The organism is Serratia sp. PL7, assembly GCF_945957435.1.
On sequence record NZ_CAMFLB010000004.1, the window covers coordinates 227695 to 245636 of the forward strand.

The window sequence follows — 17942 nt, forward strand, 5'->3', positions numbered from 1 at the left end:
GTTACGGCGGCGGCTTAAGGGTGAACGGCGGCGGGCTCGACGTTTTGCGCCAGCTGAATATTGTTGCGGCCGCTGTGCTTCGCCAGATAGAGCGCGGCGTCGGCTGCGCCTATCGCCGATTCGATGTCCAGTTTTTCCAGCGCGGAGATGCCGGCGCTGAGCGTCAGCGTGCCGCTGTGCTGCGGACTGGCGCCGTGCGGGATGTTCAGCTCCGCCACCCGCTGGCGCACCCGTTCGGCCAGTTGCGCCGCGTAGCCTTCGTGCACGTTGGTCAGCAGCACCAAAAACTCTTCCCCGCCGTAACGCACCACGATGTCGCGCGAACGCACCGCATCGCGAATGGCGACCGCTACCTGCACCAGCGCCCGGTCGCCCATGGCGTGGCCGTAGCTGTCGTTGTAGACCTTGAAGTGGTCGATATCCAGCAGCAGCACGTAGTGGCGGCCGGTTTGCGGTTCCAGCAGCATAGTGATCTTATTTTCCAGGCCACGCCGGTTATAAAGGCCGGTCAGGGGATCGAGCATGCTCAAATTATTGAATTTGTCCCGCTCGTTATACAGGTTGGCCACCAGCGCGTGGGTAAAGATTTCACTGCGTTTCAACATCAGGTGATGAATGGAGAAAGCGATAATAGGTAATAGCGTGGTGAATAATATCCGCAGGGTATTATGCATGCCGTCTAAAGCCAGGATCACCATTGCGGAAGGCACGGCGTGTAAACAAAAGGCGGTAAAGTTATCCGTCAGAGAAATAGCGCTGATAAAAAAGATGCTGAACAAACTAATTAATAAAAAATCTTGGTTATTCGGCAAGCAATATTGACTTTTAACGTAAATATGTGCGGCCCACAGCAGGCCAAGCACGCTGGAGAACAGGTTGAGTTTGCACAAATATTTACGTGGCGTTTGCAGAGAAAATAGCGCTGCTACCAGACAAAATAGCGGTATACATAATAAAGGTAGGGTAAATGCGGGCGTATCCCTAAAAGGGAACAATAATGTAAATACGGAAGAGGCGGCATTCATTATCAGAAAAAGAAATAATGCCAGGCGCTGCTTGCTGTTCAGTAATTCCTGATAAGAACGGGCGTTCATACGGAGGTCACTCTTTGCAAAGTCGTTCTGTCGAATAATTAAGGTTGAGAAGCATTCCCTTGGCGCGAATATCCACTTGAATTGCATGGTTGAGGATTGTGATTATTATCATGCAAACAGGACTAGGAATTTTCTTATGTCAAATTATCATTTTTTCCTGCTGGTGTCATCTGAGTTTGGTCAGCGCAGTGAAAATGATGCGGCGGCCAAAAAAGTGTTATATGATATTGGTTATCATTATCACTTGAGGGGGGGTTGTCATGCTCACTGCCATGATTGCCGCGTGCGGGCTGTGGGGCGTCAGTTGGTGCCTCGGCGATCGCCTGGCCAGCGCCTGGGGCGTTTTGCTGCCTTGTGCGTTGATGCCGCTGTTGGCCCTGATCAACCTGGATATGCTGCAGTTGCGCACCCTGATCGTGATAGCGATGTTGGCCACGCTGGTGATGCTGTTCAACAGCCGGCTGCGCCACTATCTGCTGCTGCCTTCCTGTATGGCGCTGGCGGGCGGCCTGGCGGCGGTCAGCCTAAACTTCAGCTTCGGGTGAAACGCCCGAAACGGAAAAACCACGCTTAAGCGTGTGATTCATCAATGCGTTGGGATTTTTTCGGGGAGACTACCGGAGAGATCATCAATTGGTGCGAAGAGAGGGACTTGAACCCTCACGTCCGTAAGGACACTAACACCTGAAGCTAGCGCGTCTACCAATTCCGCCACCTTCGCACAGTCGATGTTGTTGCTTTGATTTATATTACGTCGCCAGCGTGGTGCGAAGAGAGGGACTTGAACCCTCACGTCCGTAAGAACACTAACACCTGAAGCTAGCGCGTCTACCAATTCCGCCACCTTCGCATCGATGCTGAGTGCAATATAAATCATGTGGTTATTTGGTGCGAAGAGAGGGACTTGAACCCTCACGTCCGTAAGGACACTAACACCTGAAGCTAGCGCGTCTACCAATTCCGCCACCTTCGCGTACCAGAAACATTACCGGAGTAACGTTACCACGGAGGCGAATTCTAGAGATTTTGGCGGGCACGTCAACAGTTATTTCCCCGCTTTGCGGGCGTTTGCTGGAAAAACAGCCATATCGCCGCTTTTCTGCTGGTCAAACAGCCAAATCAGCCAATCAATCAACACTCTGACCCGCGGCGCCAGGAAACGGCCGGGCGGATACATGATGTAAATCGGCATCGGCGGGGGCGGCGTGTCCGTCAATACTTCCACCAGTTCGCCCTGTTCCAGCCAAGGGGCAAGCGAATAGCGCGCCGCCTGTATCAATCCCATGCCGGCGCGCGCGCCGGCGATATAGGCGTCGGCGCCGCTGACGCTCAGCCGGGCGGGCAGTTCGCGCAGTTCCAGCTTGCCGCCGCGGCAGAACTCCAGCGGGTAATCGCGGTTGCTGGCCAGCGAAAAATACCCCACCGCGCGGTGCGGCGCCAGGCTATCGATGTCGAGCGGCGTGCCGCAGGCCTGCAGGTAAGCGGGGGAAGCGCAGGTGATCTGTGGCAACTGGGCGATGCGCCGCGCCACCAGGCTGTCGTCTTCGGTTTCCCAGGCGCGCAGCACGCAGTCAACGCCTTCGCGCAACAGATCGACGTGGGTGTCGTTGGCACCCAGCGCCAGGGTGATGTCGGGATAACGCTGGTAAAAGTCGTCCAACGCCGGAATGACGATCTGGCGCGCCAGCGAATGGGGCATATCGATGCGCACCTTGCCGGACGGCTGCAGCTTATGGTGACTGAACAGCGTGTCCGCCTCCTCCAGTGCCCCCAGCAACTGCACGCAGCGTTGATAGTAGAGGCTGCCTTCGCTGGTCACCTGTACCTGGCGGGTGGTGCGGATCAGCAGGCGAACGCCCAGCCGCTGCTCCAGCCGTTTTAACGCGTTGCTGACCGTGGCGCGCGGCAGCTGCAGGCGTTCGGCCGCCCGGCTGAAGCTGCCCAGTTCGACGATGCGGGTAAAAATGCGCATGGCTTGAACCTGATCCATGTCCACTCCGGATTGTTGGTGATTTTTGAACAGTGATGTGCAATCTGCATTATTTATCTTTGTAGTGTAAACAACCAGACTTTGCTGCGTTATCCATTCACCGCATGAGGGCAGCACAATGCAACAACGTAAACTGGGTTCCCACGGTCCCGTCGTCTCCGCCCTGGGGCTGGGATGCATGGGCATGAGCGACTTCTACTCCACCGGCGCCGATCGGCAAGAAGCCATCGCCACGCTGCACCGGGCGCTGGAGCTGGGCGTCACGCTGCTCGACACCGCCGACATGTATGGCCCGCACACCAACGAAGCGCTGGTGGGGGAAGCGATCAAAGGCAAACGGCAACAGGTGTTCCTGGCCACCAAGTTCGGCATTCTGCGCGATCCGGCGGATCCTTCGGCGCGCGGCGTCAGCAGCCGCCCCGAGTATATCCGGCGCTCTGTCGAGGGCAGCCTGCGGCGCTTGGGCGTGGAGGAGATCGATCTTTATTATCAGCACCGGGTCGATCCGCAGGTGCCGATCGAAGACGTCGTCGGCACGATGGCGGATCTGATCCGCGAAGGCAAGATCCGCCATATCGGCCTGAGCGAGGCGTCGGTGGCCACGCTGGAGCGGGCGCACAAGGTACATCCGATCACGGCGCTGCAGACCGAGTATTCGCTGTGGACGCGCGACGCCGAGCAGGGCGTGCTGGCGGCCTGTGAGCGACTGGGGATCGGCTTTGTGCCTTACAGCCCGTTAGGGCGCGGTTTCCTCACCGGCGCTATCCGGCGGCCGGGGGATCTGGCCAAGGACGATTTCCGCCGCGGCAACCCGCGTTTCCAGGGGGAAAACTTCGCCCGCAACCTGGCGCTGGTGGAGAAGGTGGGCGAGCTGGCGGCGCAGAAGGGCGTCAAACCTTCGCAGCTGGCGCTGGCCTGGGTGTTGGCGCAGGGCGAGCACATCGTGCCGATCCCCGGCACCAAACGCCGTCGCTACCTGGAAGAGAACGTCGCGGCGGCGGAGATAACGCTGAGCGCGGCTGAGCTGGCGGCGATTGAAGCTGTGTTCCCGCTGAGCGCGGCGGCCGGCGATCGCTACGGCGCGGAGTCGATGACCTACATCAACGGTTAAAAAAAAGCGCGGCCTGCTGGCCGCGCTCTGTCGTTTTCCGCCAACGGCGAATTATTTCTTCTTCGGCGCGCGCGGCGGGCGGCCGACGGTGGCCTGATACACCTTGAAGCGGCCGTTCTGCGCCAGCACTTCGTGGCTGCCGAAGGTGGCGTCCAGAATGTCCGGGTACGGCAGGAAGGCGTTGGCGACGATGCGCAGCCTGCCGCCGATCGGCAGGTGCTTCACCGCGCCGCGGATCAGGGTTTCAGCAGCGGTCAGGCTGGTCTGCAGCCCGTCGTGGAACGGCGGGTTGGAGATGATCATGTCGAAACGGCCGGTGATGTCGGAGTAAACGTTGCTGACGATCACTTCGCCTTCGATGCCGTTGGCGGCCAGCGTTGCGCGGCTGGATTCCACCGCGGCGGCGTTGACGTCGCTGAGGGTCAGTTTCACCTTCGGCGACAGCTTGGCCATCACCGAGGCCATGACGCCGGCGCCGCAGCCGATGTCCAGCACCTTGCCTTTCATGTGTTTTTCCAGCGTCGACAGCAGCAGCGAGCTGCCGACGTCCAGACCGTCGCGGCTGAACACGCCCGGCAGCGTTTTCACTTCCAGATCGTGCAGCTGATAGCTGTCCCACCAGTCGTTCAGGTCGAACTCGGTCTGCGCGTCCAGGCGGCCATGATACAGGCCGCAGCGGCGCGCACTGTCGATTTTCACCAGCGTGACGTGGCCTTCCAGCGTTGGCTCGGCGCTGCGCACGCCGCTGCGGTTTTCACCGACCACGAACACGTCCGCGCCCACCGGCAGCAGCGCCAGGAGGTTGCACAGCTGGAATTGCGCTTCCTGCTTGCTCTTCGGCCAGTAGTAAACCAGCGTGTCGCAGTCGGCGACGAAAGCGGGATCGACGGTCAAACCGAACTGCACGTTATCGCCCATCGTCCGGTTCAGTAACTGCCAGTGATGGTATTGCTGAGTGTGGACGCGCACGTCCGCGGCCTCGAATTGGGCCGGCAGGCTGTCCTGCAGGTCGCCGGCAAACAGCACGCGGCGTTCGATAAATTCATCACTGTGGCGCAGCATGACTTCACTGGCGGGGGTTAATGCAGACATCAGATATTGGCTCCTGGAAATGAGACCGGGGATTATAGAGCTTTGTGGCGATATGTTCGACGGGTTTGTTGGCGCGGGCTGCGCGGGTTTGTTAGCATAGCGCGGCGCATGGCAGGCATGGCGCACCACAACGGGTAGGAATCGGCATGGCATCAAAACGCGACTGGCTGTTACAACAACTGGGTATTACGCAGTGGACATTGCGCCGCCCGAGCGTGTTGCAGGGCGAAGTGGCAGTCAGTCTGCCGCCCGAGGCGCGCCTGCTGGTGGTGGCGCAGACGCTGCCCGCACCCGACGATCCGCTGTTTTGCGACGTGCTGCACAGCCTGGGGCTGACGCCGGCGCAAACCTACAGCCTGACGCCGGAACAGGCGGCGATGCTGCCTGAAGAGACCGCATGCAACAGTTGGCGGCTGGGCGTGGCGGAACCGCTCGCGGTCGCCGGCGCGCAGCTACACAGCCCGGCGCTGGCCGAGCTTTCCCAAGACGCGGGGGCCAAACGCGCCCTCTGGCAGCAGATTTGTCATCATGAACACGATTTCTACCCTGACGGCGGCCGATCTGGCCACGGCCTTCACCATTGAGCAAGCCAGCCACGCTTTTCCCTGGACGGAAACCACCTTCGCCAGCAATCAGGGCGATCGCTACCTTAACCTGAAGCTGAGCGCCGACGGGGCGATGGCGGGGTTCGCCATCACGCAGATCGTGCTGGACGAAGCCACGCTGTTCAACATCGCCATCCATCCGCAGTACCAGCGCCGGGGCTTTGGCCGCCTGCTGCTCAACGCGGTGATCGAACAGCTGGAGAGCCGCGGCGTGGTTACGCTGTGGCTGGAGGTGCGTGCTTCCAACCAGGCGGCGATCGCGCTGTATGAAGATCTCGGTTTCAACGAGGTCACCGTGCGCCGCAATTATTACCCGAGCGCCCACGGCCGCGAAGACGCGATCGTGATGGCGCTGCCGCTGGGGTAATCCGCCCGGCCGGTAAAAGCATTGATTGTCACCGGTTGGCAAATCGGCGAAAATGCCCGGCTGTTATCTTTTATTCACCGCTTTGCCCGGCGCCGCGATCGGCGCGTTCTGATGATGTCGCAGGGCGGACTAACCGTAGAACCTGAAAACCATGTCTCCTAGTGAATTTGCCCGCGAAGTCTCCAAAAGAAGAACTTTCGCCATCATCTCGCACCCCGATGCCGGTAAAACCACCATTACCGAAAAAGTGCTGCTGTTCGGACAGGCGATCCAGACCGCCGGTACGGTAAAAGGCCGCGGCTCCAGCCAGCACGCCAAATCCGACTGGATGGAAATGGAAAAGCAGCGTGGGATCTCGATCACCACCTCGGTGATGCAGTTCCCGTATCGCGACAGCCTGGTCAACCTGCTGGATACCCCGGGGCACGAAGACTTCTCCGAAGATACGTATCGCACCCTGACCGCCGTCGACTGCTGTCTGATGGTGATCGACGCCGCCAAGGGCGTTGAGGATCGCACCCGCAAGCTGATGGAAGTCACCCGTCTGCGCGACACGCCGATCCTGACCTTCATGAACAAGTTGGACCGCGACATCCGCGATCCGATGGAAGTGATGGACGAAGTCGAGCGCGAACTGAAAATCGCCTGTTCGCCTATCACCTGGCCGATCGGCTGCGGCAAGCTGTTCAAAGGCGTTTACCACCTGTACAAGGATGAAACCTACCTGTACCAGACCGGTAAAGGCCACACCATTCAGGAAGTGCGCATCGTCAAAGGCCTGAACAACCCGGAACTGGATATCGCCGTGGGCGAAGATCTGGCGGCGCAGCTGCGCGATGAGTTGGAACTGGTGCAGGGCGCTTCCCACGAGTTCGATCAGGAGGCCTTCCTGAGCGGCGAGCTGACGCCGGTGTTCTTCGGTACCGCACTCGGCAACTTCGGCGTGGATCATATGCTGGACGGCCTGGTGGCCTGGGCGCCGGCGCCGATGCCGCGTAAAACCGACACCCGTGAAGTAACGGCGGCCGAAGAGAAATTCACCGGTTTCGTGTTCAAGATCCAGGCCAACATGGATCCGAAGCACCGCGACCGCGTGGCCTTTATGCGCGTGGTGTCCGGCCGTTACGAGAAAGGCATGAAGCTGCGCCAGGTGCGCACCGGCAAAGACGTGGTGATCTCCGACGCGCTGACCTTTATGGCCGGTGACCGTTCGCACGTGGAAGAAGCCTACCCGGGCGACATCATCGGTCTGCACAACCACGGTACCATTCAGATCGGCGATACCTTCACCCAGGGCGAAGACATGAAGTTCACCGGCATCCCGAACTTCGCGCCGGAACTGTTCCGCCGCATTCGCCTGCGCGATCCGCTGAAGCAGAAACAGCTGTTGAAGGGGTTGGTGCAGCTGTCCGAAGAGGGCGCGGTGCAGGTGTTCCGCCCGATCGCCAACAACGATCTGATCGTCGGTGCGGTCGGCGTGCTGCAGTTCGACGTGGTCGTGGCGCGTTTGAAGAGCGAGTACAACGTGGAAGCGCTTTATGAGTCGGTCAACGTGTCGACGGCACGCTGGGTCGAGTGCGACGACGTGAAGAAGTTCGAAGAGTTCAAGCGCAAGAACGAGATCAACCTGGCGCTGGACGGTGGGGACAACCTGTCCTACATCGCGCCGACCATGGTGAACCTCAACCTGACGCAGGAACGCTATCCTGACGTGACCTTCCGCAAAACCCGCGAACACTGATAACTCTGCAGGGCGCCCGGTGCGCCCTGCCAGCTCCCCGTATTCTCACTCCGCTAATTAATAAAACTTCCTCATATTTTATCCTGCGAATCGACATCGCCAAGGCGAGATGCGATTGGCCTGCGTTTTCCGCCGCATGGTCTATCTTTAACGAGATGTCCGCACATTGCTTGAGAGTAAATCACTGCAATACGCTGATTGTTTGGTGAGTTATTCTGATGTGTTGCCGATAGGAGACAGTCTGTTTCCTTAAATATCAATGAGATGACTATTTTACCGTTTCGTGTCACTTAGTCTGTCGTCAATAGGCGACAGTTTTTTGATTAAAAATCCGACTCAACGCTTTTTTTGCTTGATTTTAAAGGTGTTTATTGAGTTGGCACGGCTGTTGCAATATTCCTATCGTGAACGCTTAATCGTATAGCGATGATGAAGTATTTACCGAGAGGCCGCGTGAAGGTGGCTGAAGGGTTCCGGCACTCTGGCGCTGCGGGCCCCCAACAAAAGGAAGAGATCGATGAAAAAGACCAAATTTGCACACTCGCTGATGGCTGTTGTTTTGGGTTCTGCTTTGGTGAGCGGCACTGCGCTAGCCGAAGACAGTCTGCTCAACAAGGCGTCTAACGCCGCGGACAGTGCCGGTGCCAAAATCGATAGCTCCATGAAAAAAGTTGACGGTTACATGGATGACAGCGCGATAACGGCTAAAGTTAAAAGTGCGTTGGTGGACGATAAGACCATCAAAAGCACTGACATTTCGGTGAAAACCGAAAAAGGCACCGTGATCCTGAGCGGGTTTGTCGGCAGCCAGGCGCAGGCGGAGCATGCAGTTGCGGTTGCCGGCAAGGTGGAAGGCGTCAAAACCGTTAGCGACAAGCTGCACGTGAAAGATGAAGCCAATCAATCGATCAAATCGTATGCCGGCGACACCGCCACCACCAGTGAGCTGAAAGCCAAGCTGCTGGCCGATGACATCGTGCCGTCGCGCAATGTGAAAGTGGAAACCACCGATGGCGTGGTGCAGCTTTCCGGTGAAGTGAAAACGCAGGCGCAGTCTGAGCGTGCCGAAAGCATCGCCAAGGCTATCGATGGCGTGAAAAGCGTGAAAAACGACCTGGTGGTTAAGCAGTAATCCCGCCAGGCGCCCGTAACAAGTAACAACAAGCCGCATCTGTCGGGCCGTCAAGGCGGCCCGACGTGTACCACCAAAAAAAGAAACTGATTTGCCGTCGATGTCCCGTTGTCGGGGCGGTAGACGGCAGCGAATTTTTTCACAATGGTAAGGAGAAGCTTATGTTTCGTTGGGGCATTATCTTTTTAGTTATCGCGCTTATCGCTGCGGCACTGGGGTTCGGTTCGCTGGCGGGCACCGCCGCCTGGGCGGCTAAAATCGTGTTCGTCGTCGGCATCATCCTGTTCCTGGTCAGCCTGTTCACCGGCCGCCGGCGCCCTTAGCCGGCCGGCATTTTCCCGTAAACTGTAACAAAGCTTAACTCCTTTTCTCACGTCGGGGAGGGCCGGACATGAACAGCGACATCATCGTCGGGCGCTGGAAACAGCTGAAAGGCCAGGTATGGCAGGCGTGGGCCGAATGGTCCGGCAGCGATTGCGCCTGGCTGGCCGGCAGCAACGATTTCCTCGCCGGCGTACTGCAAGAGGATTACGGAAGAGAGCGAGACGCGGTATCCTCGGAGAAAACGTCTCACTGAGGATGCCAAGTTGGGATACAGAATACCCATCACGCTCGGCAATATAGAACCGCTGGCGTCTAAACCCTTTCGGCCAGGCAAAATGGCGCTGGTCTGCGAAGGCGGCGGCCAGCGCGGCATTTTCACCGCCGGCGTGCTGGACGAGTTTCAGCGCGCGGGCTTTAACCCTTTCGATCTGTTGATCGGCACGTCGGCCGGCGCCCAGAATCTGTCTGCCTATATCTGCGGGCAGATGGGCTACGCGCGCCGGGTGATCACCCGTTACACCACTTCGGCACAGTTCTTCAATCCGCTGCGCTTCGTGCGTGGCGGGCATCTGATCGATCTCGATTGGCTGGTTGATACGGCGGCGGCGCAGATGCCGCTGGCGATGGACGTGGCGGAACAGCATTTTACCGACGGGCGCGAATTCCTGCTGTGCGCCTGCCGCAGCGACGATTTCGAGCCGACCTATCTGCCGGCGCAGCGCGAACGCTGGCTGCCGGCCATCAAGGCGTCCAGCGCCATTCCCGGCTTCTACCGTCAGGGCGTGGAGTTGGACGGCGTCAGCTATCAGGACGGCGGCATCAGCGATGCGATCCCGGTGGAAGAGGCCTATCGCCGTGGCGCCGACACCATCGTGGTGATCCGCACCGTGCCTTCGCAAATGTACTACACCCCGCAGTGGATGAAGCGCATGGAGCATTGGCTGAGCGACAGCAGCCTGCAGCAGATGGTGCGCATCCTGCAGCATCACGAGCAAAGCTATCACCGCATCCAGCGCTTTATCGAAAAGCCGCCGGGCAAGCTGCGCATCTTCGAGATCTTCCCGCCGAAGCCGCTGGCCAGCAATGCGCTGGGCAGCCGATTGGGGGCGCTCAATCAGGATTATCACCTGGGGCGCCGCTGCGGCCGCTACTTCCTGGCCACCGTCGGCCAGTGGATGGCGCAGCAGGAGCCCGACGGCATGAAGGTGCGAAAAGCGTTGTCGCGCCGCCTGATCCAGCCGGAGAACGTCAGAATGCCTTCGCCGATCGTGACCGACATCGCCATGCCCACCGAGCGGGCGGCGCAGCCGGAGGCCGCGGTGGCGGCGCCGAAAATCATCCTGCCGGGCGATCTGCCGCCGGGTGAAGGGGGCGCGCTGTGAGTTACGCCTTTACTGACACCCACTGCCATTTCGATTTCCCGCCCTTTACCGGGCATGAGGCCGAGAGCCTGGCGCGGGCGGCAAGCGCCGGCGTAAAGCGCATCATCGTCCCGACGGTCACCGCCGATCGCTTCGCGCGGGTGTTGCGGCTGGCGCAGGAGCATGCGCCGCTGTTCGCCGCACTGGGGCTGCACCCGCTGTATATCGCGCAGCATCATGAGCCGCAGTTGGAACAGTTGGCGGCGCTGCTGGCCGAACGGCCGCACAAGCTGGTGGCGGTGGGGGAGATCGGGCTCGATCTGTATATGGATAACCCACAGTTCGAGCGGCAGCAAAGCGTGCTGCTGGCCCAACTGAAGCTGGCGAAACAGCATGACCTGCCGGTGATCCTGCATTCGCGCCGCACCCACGACCAGCTGGCCGCCGCGCTGCGGCGCATGCAGCTGCCGCGCCGCGGCGTGGTGCACGGCTTTGCCGGCAGCCTGTCGCAGGCGCAGGCGTTTATCCGCCTCGGCTATTACATTGGCGTGGGCGGCACCATCACCTATGAGCGGGCGCAGAAAACGCGCGCCGTGATGGCGCAGCTGCCGCTTGAGGCGCTTCTGCTGGAGACCGATGCGCCGGACATGCCGCTGGCCGGCTATCAGGGGCAGCCGAACCGCCCCGAGCGCGCCGCCGAGGTGTTTCACGCGCTGTGCGAACTGCGGCCGGAGCCGGCCGACGAGATAGCCGCCCACCTGCAACGCAATACCCAAGCGCTGTTCGCCATGCCGAATTGAGGTCTGTATAACGTGACTTGCGTCACGTTATAAGATTTTCATTTGCGTCTCGTTGTATACATTTGTGACATAAATCGGTGCGAGGGTGACCTCGCTCAGTATAATCCCCCCCGAAACACTCCAATAGCAGACCTCTCTTCATGAGCAGGGATGTATTTTATTTTTTGCAACAGGGAAACTTTGCATGCAACTCATCATGAGTCTGGTCGGGATGGCGGTGCTGATCGCCATTGCGGTGCTGCTCTCCAGCAACCGTCGGGCCATCAAACTGCGCACCGTGGTGTGGGCGTTCATCATTCAGGTCGGTATCGGCGCGCTGGTGCTGTACGTGCCGCTGGGCCGCAGCATCCTCGGCAGTATGTCTAACGGCGTGGCAAACGTTATCGCTTACGGCAATCAGGGCATTTCGTTCATCTTCGGCGGGCTGGTGTCCGACAAGATGTTCGAAGTGTTCGGCGGCGGCGGCTTCGTGTTCGCGCTGCGCGTCCTGCCGGTGATCGTGTTCTTCTCCTCGCTGATTGCGGTGCTGTACTACCTCGGCATCATGCAGTTGGTGATCCGCGTGCTGGGCGGCGGCCTGCACAAGCTGCTGGGCACCTCGCGCACCGAATCGCTGTCGGCGACCGCCAACATTTTCGTCGGCCAGACCGAAGCGCCGCTGGTGGTGCGTCCGTATATCGCCACCATGAGCCAGTCAGAACTGTTCGCCGTGATGTGCGGCGGCCTGGCTTCGGTGGCCGGTTCGGTGCTGGCGGGATACGCGCAGATGGGCGTGCCGCTGGAATACCTGATCGCCGCGTCCTTCATGGCCGCGCCGGGCGGGCTGCTGTTTGCCAAGCTGATGGTGCCGGAAACCGAGCAGACCCACGATAAAGACGATGCGATGAAGCTGATCGCCGAAGAGGATCGTCCTGCCAACGTGATCGACGCGGCGGCTTCCGGCGCGGCTTCCGGCATGCAGCTGGCGCTGAACGTCGGCGCGATGCTGCTGGCGTTTATCGCGCTGATCGCCTTGCTCAACGGCATTCTCGGCGGCATCGGCGGTTGGTTCGATTACCCGCAGCTGTCGCTCGAGCTGATCCTCGGCTGGGTGTTCTCACCGATCGCCTTCCTGATTGGCGTGCCGTGGAGTGAAGCGATGACCGCCGGTTCGTTTATCGGCCAGAAGATCATCGTCAACGAGTTTGTCGCCTATATGAACTTCGGCGCCTATCTGCGCCCGGACGATGTGGTGGCGGCGGAAGGCCTGCAGGTGCTGTCAACGCACACCAAGGCGATCATCTCCTTTGCGCTGTGCGGTTTCGCCAACCTCTCCTCGGTGGCGATCCTGCTGGGCGGTTTGGGCAGCATGGCACCCAACCGTCGCCATGACATCGCGCGTTTCGGTCTGAAGGCCGTGGCGGCGGGCACGCTGTCCAACCTGATGAGCGCCACCATCGCCGGCTTCTTCCTGGCGCTGTAAGCCCTCGCTGAGCCCGCGCCGGCGCGACCGATCGCGGGACTCCGCCTATACTCTAAGCAACGCGGGTGTTCGCCGCACCCGCGATCTTCAGCCGCTTCTTTAGCGAATTTGTGAACGATATCGCGTTATTTTGTGATGTTCTTCACATATAATTCCGGTCTGTTACAGTGCTATTTCATATAGTGTGACGATGAACGCGAATCGCCCTCGGCATTCGTGTTCAAATAGCTATTACTGGCCGGCCGCAAGGCGGGTGGCCATGTGCGGTGAGAAGGATCTCAGTTGCCGCCGCGGGAACGCCGTTCCCCTGCGCTATCTTCATGGAACCAAGTCCGCTCGCCAACACCCAGGTACTCAGTTGGAGAGTTTTATGACCGAATTAACCGCAGCAGCGCAACGTGCGCTGAACTTGATGGATTTAACCACGCTGAATGATGATGACACCGACGAGAAAGTGATCGCCCTCTGTCGTCAGGCCAACAGCCCGGCCGGCCACACGGCGGCCATCTGCATCTACCCGCGTTTTATCCCGGTGGCGCGTAAGGCGCTGCGCGAGCAAGGCACGCCGGACATCCGTATCGCCACCGTGACCAACTTCCCGCATGGCAACGACGATATCGACATCGCGCTGGCGGAAACCCGCGCGGCCATCGCCTATGGCGCGGATGAAGTGGACGTGGTGTTCCCTTACCGCGCGCTGATCGCCGGCAACGAACAGGTCGGCTTCGAGCTGGTGAAACAGTGCAAGCAGGCATGCCAGGCGGCCAACGTGCTGCTGAAAGTGATCGTCGAAACCGGTGAGCTGAAGCAGGCCGATCTGATCCGCAAAGCGTCCGAGATCGCCATCAAGGCCGGGGCGGACTTTATCAAGACCTCCACCGGCAAGGTGCCGGTCAACGCCACCCTGGAGAGCGCCGAGCTGATGATGTCGGTGATCCGAGATATGGGCGTGGCGAAGACCGTGGGCTTCAAGCCGGCCGGCGGCGTGCGCACCGCGGAAGACGCGCTGCATTATCTGCAACTTGCCGATCGTATTCTGGGCGAGGGGTGGGCCGACGCGCGGCATTTCCGCTTTGGCGCTTCCAGCCTGCTGGCCAGCTTGCTGACCGCGCTGGGCCACCAGACCCAGACCGCCGGCGGCGGTTACTGATCGATTTCGTTGGCGGGCGCCAGGCGCGCCCGTCTGCACCGACTCTCGGCGACACAGGGGGATGCCTTGTTCCTGGCTCAAGAAATTATTCGTAAGAAACGCGACGGCCAGCCGTTAAGCGAAGCGGAAATCCGCTTCTTCATCAACGGCATTCGCGACAACGTGGTGTCGGAAGGGCAGATCGCCGCGCTGGCGATGACCATTTATTTCCATGACATGAGCATGCCGGAGCGCGTGGCGCTCACCATGGCGATGCGCGATTCCGGCACCGTGCTGGACTGGAAGAGCCTGGCGCTGAACGGCCCTATTGTCGACAAGCATTCGACCGGCGGCGTGGGCGACGTGACCTCGCTGATGCTCGGTCCGATGGTGGCGGCCTGCGGCGGCTATGTGCCGATGATCTCCGGCCGCGGCCTGGGGCATACCGGCGGCACGCTGGACAAGCTGGAAGCCATTCCGGGCTTCAATATTTTCCCGGACGATAACGCCTTTCGCAAAATTATTCAGGACGTCGGCGTGGCGATCATCGGCCAGACTAGCTCGCTGGCGCCGGCGGACAAACGTTTCTACGCCACCCGCGATATCACCGCCACCGTGGATTCGATCCCGCTGATCACCGCCTCAATTCTGGCCAAGAAGCTGGCGGAAGGGCTGGATGCGCTGGTGATGGACGTGAAGGTGGGCTCGGGCGCCTTTATGCCGACCTATGCCCTGTCGCAAGATTTGGCGCAGGCGATCGTCGGCGTGGCCAACGGCGCGGGCTGCAAGACCACCGCGCTGCTGACCGACATGAATCAGGTGCTGGCTTCCAGCGCCGGTAACGCGGTGGAAGTGCGCGAAGCGGTGCGCTTCCTGACCGGCGAATACCGCAACCCGCGCCTGCTGGAAGTGACGCTGGCGCTGTGCGTGGAGATGCTGCTGTCCGGCGGCCTGGCGCAAGACGAGGCCGATGCGCGCGCCAAACTGCAGGCGGTGCTGGACAACGGCAAAGCGGCTGAGGTGTTTGGCCGCATGGTGGCGGCGCAGCAAGGGCCGATAGACTTCGTCGAACGTTATGATAGCTATCTGTCGGCGGCAACGCTGAGCAAGCCGGTGTATGCTGAAAAGCCGGGCATCATCAGCGCCATGGATACCCGTGCGCTGGGTATGGCGGTGGTGTCGCTGGGCGGCGGCCGTCGCCGGGCAAGCGACGCCATCGACTACAGCGTTGGCCTGACCGAGGTGGCGCGCCTGGGCGATAAGGTGGATACCCAGCAACCGCTGGCGATGATCCACGCCAACGATGAAGAGAGCTGGCAGCTGGCGGCCGATGCGGTGCGCAGCGCAATGACGCTGAGCGACAAGGCGCCGGAAGCGACGCCGGTGGTGTATAAGCGCATCACGGAATAACCCAAGAATCAGGAACGACCGCGGCTTTTTCGCGGCCGTCCAAAGCGTGAGAACACGCAGGAGAGCACAGATGAAACGTACATTTATTATGGTATTGGACTCCTTCGGTATCGGTGCCAGCGAAGACGCCGAACGTTTTGGCGATCGGGGTTCTGACACCCTGGGCCATATTGCCGAAGTTTGCGCGCGTGGTGAGGCCAACGTGGGCCGCCAGGGCCCTCTGACGCTGCCTAACCTGAGCCGTCTGGGCCTTGGCAAAGCGGCGGAAGAGTCCACCGGCAACTTCCCGCAGGGGCTGGATCGCAACGCCGATATCATCGGTGCTTACGCTTACGCCAGCGAACTCTCTTCCGGTAAAGACACGCCGTCGGGCCACTGGGAAATCGCCGGCGTGCCGGTGCTGTTCGACTGGGGTTACTTCAAGGACGAGCACAACAGCTTCCCGCAGGCGCTGCTGGACAAACTGGTCGAACGCGCCAAGCTGCCGGGCTACCTGGGCAACTGCCACTCATCCGGCACCGTGATCCTCGATCAGCTGGGCGAAGAGCACATGAAAACCGGCAAGCCGATTTTCTACACCTCCGCTGACTCGGTGTTCCAGATCGCCTGCCATGAAGAAACCTTCGGCCTGGATCGTCTGTATGAGCTGTGCGAAATTGCGCGTGAAGAGCTGACCGAAGGCGGTTACAACATCGGTCGCGTGATCGCGCGTCCGTTCGTCGGCGATAAGCCGGGCCACTTCCAGCGCACCGGCAACCGTCACGATCTGGCGGTAGAGCCGCCGGCGCCGACCGTGCTGAAAAAGCTGGTGGACGAGAAGGGCGGCGAAGTGGTGTCGATCGGTAAAATCGCCGACATCTACGCCAACGTTGGTATCACCAAGAAGGTGAAGGCGACCGGCATCGATGCGCTGTTTGACGCGACCCTGATTGAAATGGAAAAGGCCGGCGATAACACCATTGTGTTCACCAACTTCGTGGACTTCGACTCCTCTTACGGCCACCGCCGCGACGTGGCGGGCTACGCCGCCGCGCTGGAGCTGTTCGACCGCCGCCTGCCGGAGCTGCTGAAGCTGGTGAAAGACGAAGACATCATCATCTTCACCGCCGACCACGGCTGCGACCCAACCTGGCCGGGCACCGACCACACCCGCGAGCACATCCCGGTGCTGGTTTACGGCCCGAAAGTGAAACCGGGCTCGCTGGGCCACCGCGAGACCTTCGCCGACATCGGCCAGACCGTCGCCAATTACTTTGGCCTGTCGCCGATGGATTACGGTAAGACCCTGTTCTAAGCTCTGTCTTTCAAGCCGTAGCGTTGTTAGCTTCACGCGTGAACCCCAGTCGCTTACTCAAGTAAGCTCCTGGGGATTCACCCGCTAGCTGCCTGGCTGCAACTCGACATTCAAGGCTTAGATGTTTGACGTTTTTATTAAATAAGATTTCTAAAGGAAGAAAATTATGGCTACGCCGCACATTAATGCTGAGATGGGTGATTTCGCTGACGTAGTACTGATGCCGGGCGACCCGCTGCGCGCAAAATACATCGCCGAAACCTTCCTGGAAGGCGCGGTGGAAGTGAACAACGTGCGCGGCATGTTGGGCTTCACCGGCACCTACAAAGGCCGCCGCATCTCCGTGATGGGCCACGGTATGGGCATCCCGTCCTGCTCCATCTATGCGCGCGAGCTGATCGCCGAATTCGGCGTGAAGAAGATCATTCGCGTCGGTTCCTGCGGCGCGGTGCGTGACGATATCAAACTGCGCGACGTGGTGATCGGCATGGGCGCGTGCACCGACTCCAAGGTGAACCGTCTGCGCTTCAAGGACAACGACTACGCGGCGATCGCCGACTTCGACATGGTGCGCAACGCGGTCGACGCGGCGGCGGCGCAGGGCATCCCGGCGCGCGTGGGCAACATCTTCTCCGCCGACCTGTTCTACACCCCGGATCCGGACATGTTCCAGGTGATGAAGAAGTACGGCATCCTAGGCGTGGAAATGGAAGCGGCCGGCATCTACGGCGTGGCGGCGGAGCTGTACGAAGAGTTCGGCTGTAAGGCACTGACCATTTGCACCGTGTCCGACCACATCCTGCGTCACGAAGCGACCACTGCGGCGGAACGCCAGACCACCTTTAACGAAATGATCGTTATCGCGCTGGAATCCGTGCTGCTGGGCGACAAAGCGTAATACCGCGGCGGGCGTCGTCATGGCGCCCGCCTGTCAATCTATTCATTCCGCACGGCCATTTTTGGCTAACGCTTTACCTTTCAATTGGTTGTGGATCCCGTTGTTACGGACAATCTATTCACCGAAAGGACA

At 60.1% G+C, this 17942-nt stretch carries 18 protein-coding genes and 3 tRNA genes; 15 read left to right on the forward strand and 6 right to left on the reverse strand.

Features of this window, described 5'->3' with window-relative positions; genetic code table 11:
• Positions 1 to 14: 14 nt before the first annotated feature.
• Positions 15 to 1094, reverse strand: a complete 1080-nt coding sequence (locus N6G83_RS21300; RefSeq protein ID WP_025305202.1) for a GGDEF domain-containing protein — start codon at positions 1092 to 1094, stop codon at positions 15 to 17.
• A 260-nt stretch (positions 1095 to 1354) separates the two neighbouring features.
• Between N6G83_RS21300 and N6G83_RS21305 the strand changes: the two genes are divergently transcribed.
• The gene (locus N6G83_RS21305) at positions 1355 to 1639 is read left to right on the forward strand and encodes a DUF1435 domain-containing protein (RefSeq protein ID WP_004933115.1); all 285 of its coding nucleotides are present in this window, start codon (positions 1355 to 1357) and stop codon (positions 1637 to 1639) included.
• Positions 1640 to 1728: 89 nt separating this feature from the next.
• Here N6G83_RS21305 and N6G83_RS21310 read toward each other — a convergent pair.
• The 4 genes from N6G83_RS21310 to N6G83_RS21325 all read right to left on the reverse strand — a co-directional run bounded on the left by N6G83_RS21310 (position 1729) and on the right by N6G83_RS21325 (position 3084).
• Positions 1729 to 1815, reverse strand: a tRNA-Leu gene (locus N6G83_RS21310).
• Between the two features lie 42 nt (positions 1816 to 1857).
• Positions 1858 to 1944 (reverse strand) — tRNA-Leu (locus tag N6G83_RS21315).
• 36 nt (positions 1945 to 1980) lie between these two features.
• Positions 1981 to 2067, reverse strand: a tRNA-Leu gene (locus tag N6G83_RS21320).
• Positions 2068 to 2139: 72 nt separating this feature from the next.
• On the reverse strand, positions 2140 to 3084 hold the full coding sequence (locus N6G83_RS21325) for a LysR family transcriptional regulator (protein ID WP_043136071.1): 945 nt from the start codon (positions 3082 to 3084) through the stop codon (positions 2140 to 2142).
• Positions 3085 to 3202: 118 nt separating this feature from the next.
• Here N6G83_RS21325 and N6G83_RS21330 point away from each other — a divergent pair, with 118 nt between their 5' ends.
• Entirely contained in the window at positions 3203 to 4195 is a 993-nt protein-coding gene (locus tag N6G83_RS21330; protein ID WP_260515885.1) for an aldo/keto reductase, read from the forward strand.
• Between the two features lie 51 nt (positions 4196 to 4246).
• Here the strand turns inward: N6G83_RS21330 and rsmC are convergent, their stop codons facing one another.
• On the reverse strand, positions 4247 to 5287 hold the full coding sequence (gene rsmC, locus N6G83_RS21335; protein ID WP_127146483.1) for a 16S rRNA (guanine(1207)-N(2))-methyltransferase RsmC: 1041 nt from the start codon (positions 5285 to 5287) through the stop codon (positions 4247 to 4249).
• A gap of 146 nt (positions 5288 to 5433) precedes the next feature.
• Here rsmC and N6G83_RS21340 point away from each other — a divergent pair, with 146 nt between their 5' ends.
• From N6G83_RS21340 to deoD, 13 genes are all read left to right on the forward strand, one after another.
• Positions 5434 to 5871, forward strand: coding sequence for a DNA polymerase III subunit psi (locus tag N6G83_RS21340; RefSeq protein ID WP_060434175.1), 438 nt, complete (start codon positions 5434 to 5436; stop codon positions 5869 to 5871).
• A complete protein-coding gene (gene rimI / locus N6G83_RS21345; RefSeq protein WP_049294806.1) occupies positions 5816 to 6259 on the forward strand; it encodes a ribosomal protein S18-alanine N-acetyltransferase in 444 nt (147 codons plus the stop codon). The genes N6G83_RS21340 and rimI overlap by 56 nt, the downstream gene beginning before the upstream one ends.
• Before the next feature lie 151 nt (positions 6260 to 6410).
• Positions 6411 to 8000, forward strand: coding sequence for a peptide chain release factor 3 (gene prfC / locus N6G83_RS21350; protein WP_025305208.1), 1590 nt, complete (start codon positions 6411 to 6413; stop codon positions 7998 to 8000).
• A 517-nt stretch (positions 8001 to 8517) separates the two neighbouring features.
• Positions 8518 to 9132, forward strand: a complete 615-nt coding sequence (gene osmY, locus N6G83_RS21355) for a molecular chaperone OsmY (protein ID WP_025305209.1) — start codon at positions 8518 to 8520, stop codon at positions 9130 to 9132.
• 161 nt (positions 9133 to 9293) lie between these two features.
• On the forward strand, positions 9294 to 9455 hold the full coding sequence (locus tag N6G83_RS21360) for a DUF1328 domain-containing protein (RefSeq protein WP_004857650.1): 162 nt from the start codon (positions 9294 to 9296) through the stop codon (positions 9453 to 9455).
• Positions 9456 to 9523: 68 nt separating this feature from the next.
• Positions 9524 to 9709 (forward strand): CsbD family protein, encoded by a 186-nt coding sequence (locus tag N6G83_RS21365; RefSeq protein ID WP_025305210.1) that lies wholly within the window; start codon positions 9524 to 9526, stop codon positions 9707 to 9709.
• A 10-nt stretch (positions 9710 to 9719) separates the two neighbouring features.
• Positions 9720 to 10838, forward strand: a complete 1119-nt coding sequence (locus N6G83_RS21370; RefSeq protein ID WP_033651706.1) for a patatin family protein — start codon at positions 9720 to 9722, stop codon at positions 10836 to 10838.
• The gene (locus N6G83_RS21375; protein ID WP_072626698.1) at positions 10835 to 11617 is read left to right on the forward strand and encodes a TatD family hydrolase; all 783 of its coding nucleotides are present in this window, start codon (positions 10835 to 10837) and stop codon (positions 11615 to 11617) included. Before N6G83_RS21370 ends, N6G83_RS21375 begins: the two co-directional genes overlap by 4 nt.
• Positions 11618 to 11801: 184 nt before the next feature.
• Complete coding sequence (locus N6G83_RS21380) at positions 11802 to 13079, forward strand: NupC/NupG family nucleoside CNT transporter (RefSeq protein WP_004933076.1); 1278 nt, start codon at positions 11802 to 11804, stop codon at positions 13077 to 13079.
• A 370-nt stretch (positions 13080 to 13449) separates the two neighbouring features.
• Positions 13450 to 14229 carry a deoxyribose-phosphate aldolase gene (deoC, locus tag N6G83_RS21385; protein ID WP_025305214.1) on the forward strand — a complete coding sequence of 260 codons (780 nt, stop codon included), beginning with the start codon at positions 13450 to 13452 and terminating at the stop codon, positions 14227 to 14229.
• Positions 14230 to 14295: 66 nt separating this feature from the next.
• On the forward strand, positions 14296 to 15618 hold the full coding sequence (gene deoA, locus N6G83_RS21390) for a thymidine phosphorylase (RefSeq protein ID WP_127146484.1): 1323 nt from the start codon (positions 14296 to 14298) through the stop codon (positions 15616 to 15618).
• 70 nt (positions 15619 to 15688) lie between these two features.
• Positions 15689 to 16912, forward strand: a complete 1224-nt coding sequence (deoB, locus tag N6G83_RS21395; RefSeq protein WP_043136044.1) for a phosphopentomutase — start codon at positions 15689 to 15691, stop codon at positions 16910 to 16912.
• Between the two features lie 166 nt (positions 16913 to 17078).
• Entirely contained in the window at positions 17079 to 17810 is a 732-nt protein-coding gene (gene deoD, locus N6G83_RS21400) for a purine-nucleoside phosphorylase (RefSeq protein ID WP_004933059.1), read from the forward strand.
• The last annotated feature ends 132 nt before the right edge of the window (positions 17811 to 17942 follow it).

Bases quoted from the DNA above. Each gene is read 5' to 3' on its own strand.
- N6G83_RS21365 (WP_025305210.1), top strand. From the start codon at position 9,524: ATGAACAGCGACATCATCGTCGGGCGCTGGAAACAGCTGAAAGGCCAG.
- osmY (WP_025305209.1), top strand. From the start codon at position 8,518: ATGAAAAAGACCAAATTTGCACACTCGCTGATGGCTGTTGTTTTGGGT.
- N6G83_RS21300 (WP_025305202.1), bottom strand. From the start codon at position 1,094: ATGAACGCCCGTTCTTATCAGGAATTACTGAACAGCAAGCAGCGCCTG.
- N6G83_RS21305 (WP_004933115.1), top strand. From the start codon at position 1,355: ATGCTCACTGCCATGATTGCCGCGTGCGGGCTGTGGGGCGTCAGTTGG.
- N6G83_RS21380 (WP_004933076.1), top strand. From the start codon at position 11,802: ATGCAACTCATCATGAGTCTGGTCGGGATGGCGGTGCTGATCGCCATT.
- N6G83_RS21325 (WP_043136071.1), bottom strand. From the start codon at position 3,084: ATGGATCAGGTTCAAGCCATGCGCATTTTTACCCGCATCGTCGAACTG.
- deoB (WP_043136044.1), top strand. From the start codon at position 15,689: ATGAAACGTACATTTATTATGGTATTGGACTCCTTCGGTATCGGTGCC.
- N6G83_RS21340 (WP_060434175.1), top strand. From the start codon at position 5,434: ATGGCATCAAAACGCGACTGGCTGTTACAACAACTGGGTATTACGCAG.
- prfC (WP_025305208.1), top strand. From the start codon at position 6,411: ATGTCTCCTAGTGAATTTGCCCGCGAAGTCTCCAAAAGAAGAACTTTC.
- rsmC (WP_127146483.1), bottom strand. From the start codon at position 5,287: ATGTCTGCATTAACCCCCGCCAGTGAAGTCATGCTGCGCCACAGTGAT.
- deoC (WP_025305214.1), top strand. From the start codon at position 13,450: ATGACCGAATTAACCGCAGCAGCGCAACGTGCGCTGAACTTGATGGAT.
- rimI (WP_049294806.1), top strand. From the start codon at position 5,816: ATGAACACGATTTCTACCCTGACGGCGGCCGATCTGGCCACGGCCTTC.
- N6G83_RS21360 (WP_004857650.1), top strand. From the start codon at position 9,294: ATGTTTCGTTGGGGCATTATCTTTTTAGTTATCGCGCTTATCGCTGCG.
- deoD (WP_004933059.1), top strand. From the start codon at position 17,079: ATGGCTACGCCGCACATTAATGCTGAGATGGGTGATTTCGCTGACGTA.
- N6G83_RS21330 (WP_260515885.1), top strand. From the start codon at position 3,203: ATGCAACAACGTAAACTGGGTTCCCACGGTCCCGTCGTCTCCGCCCTG.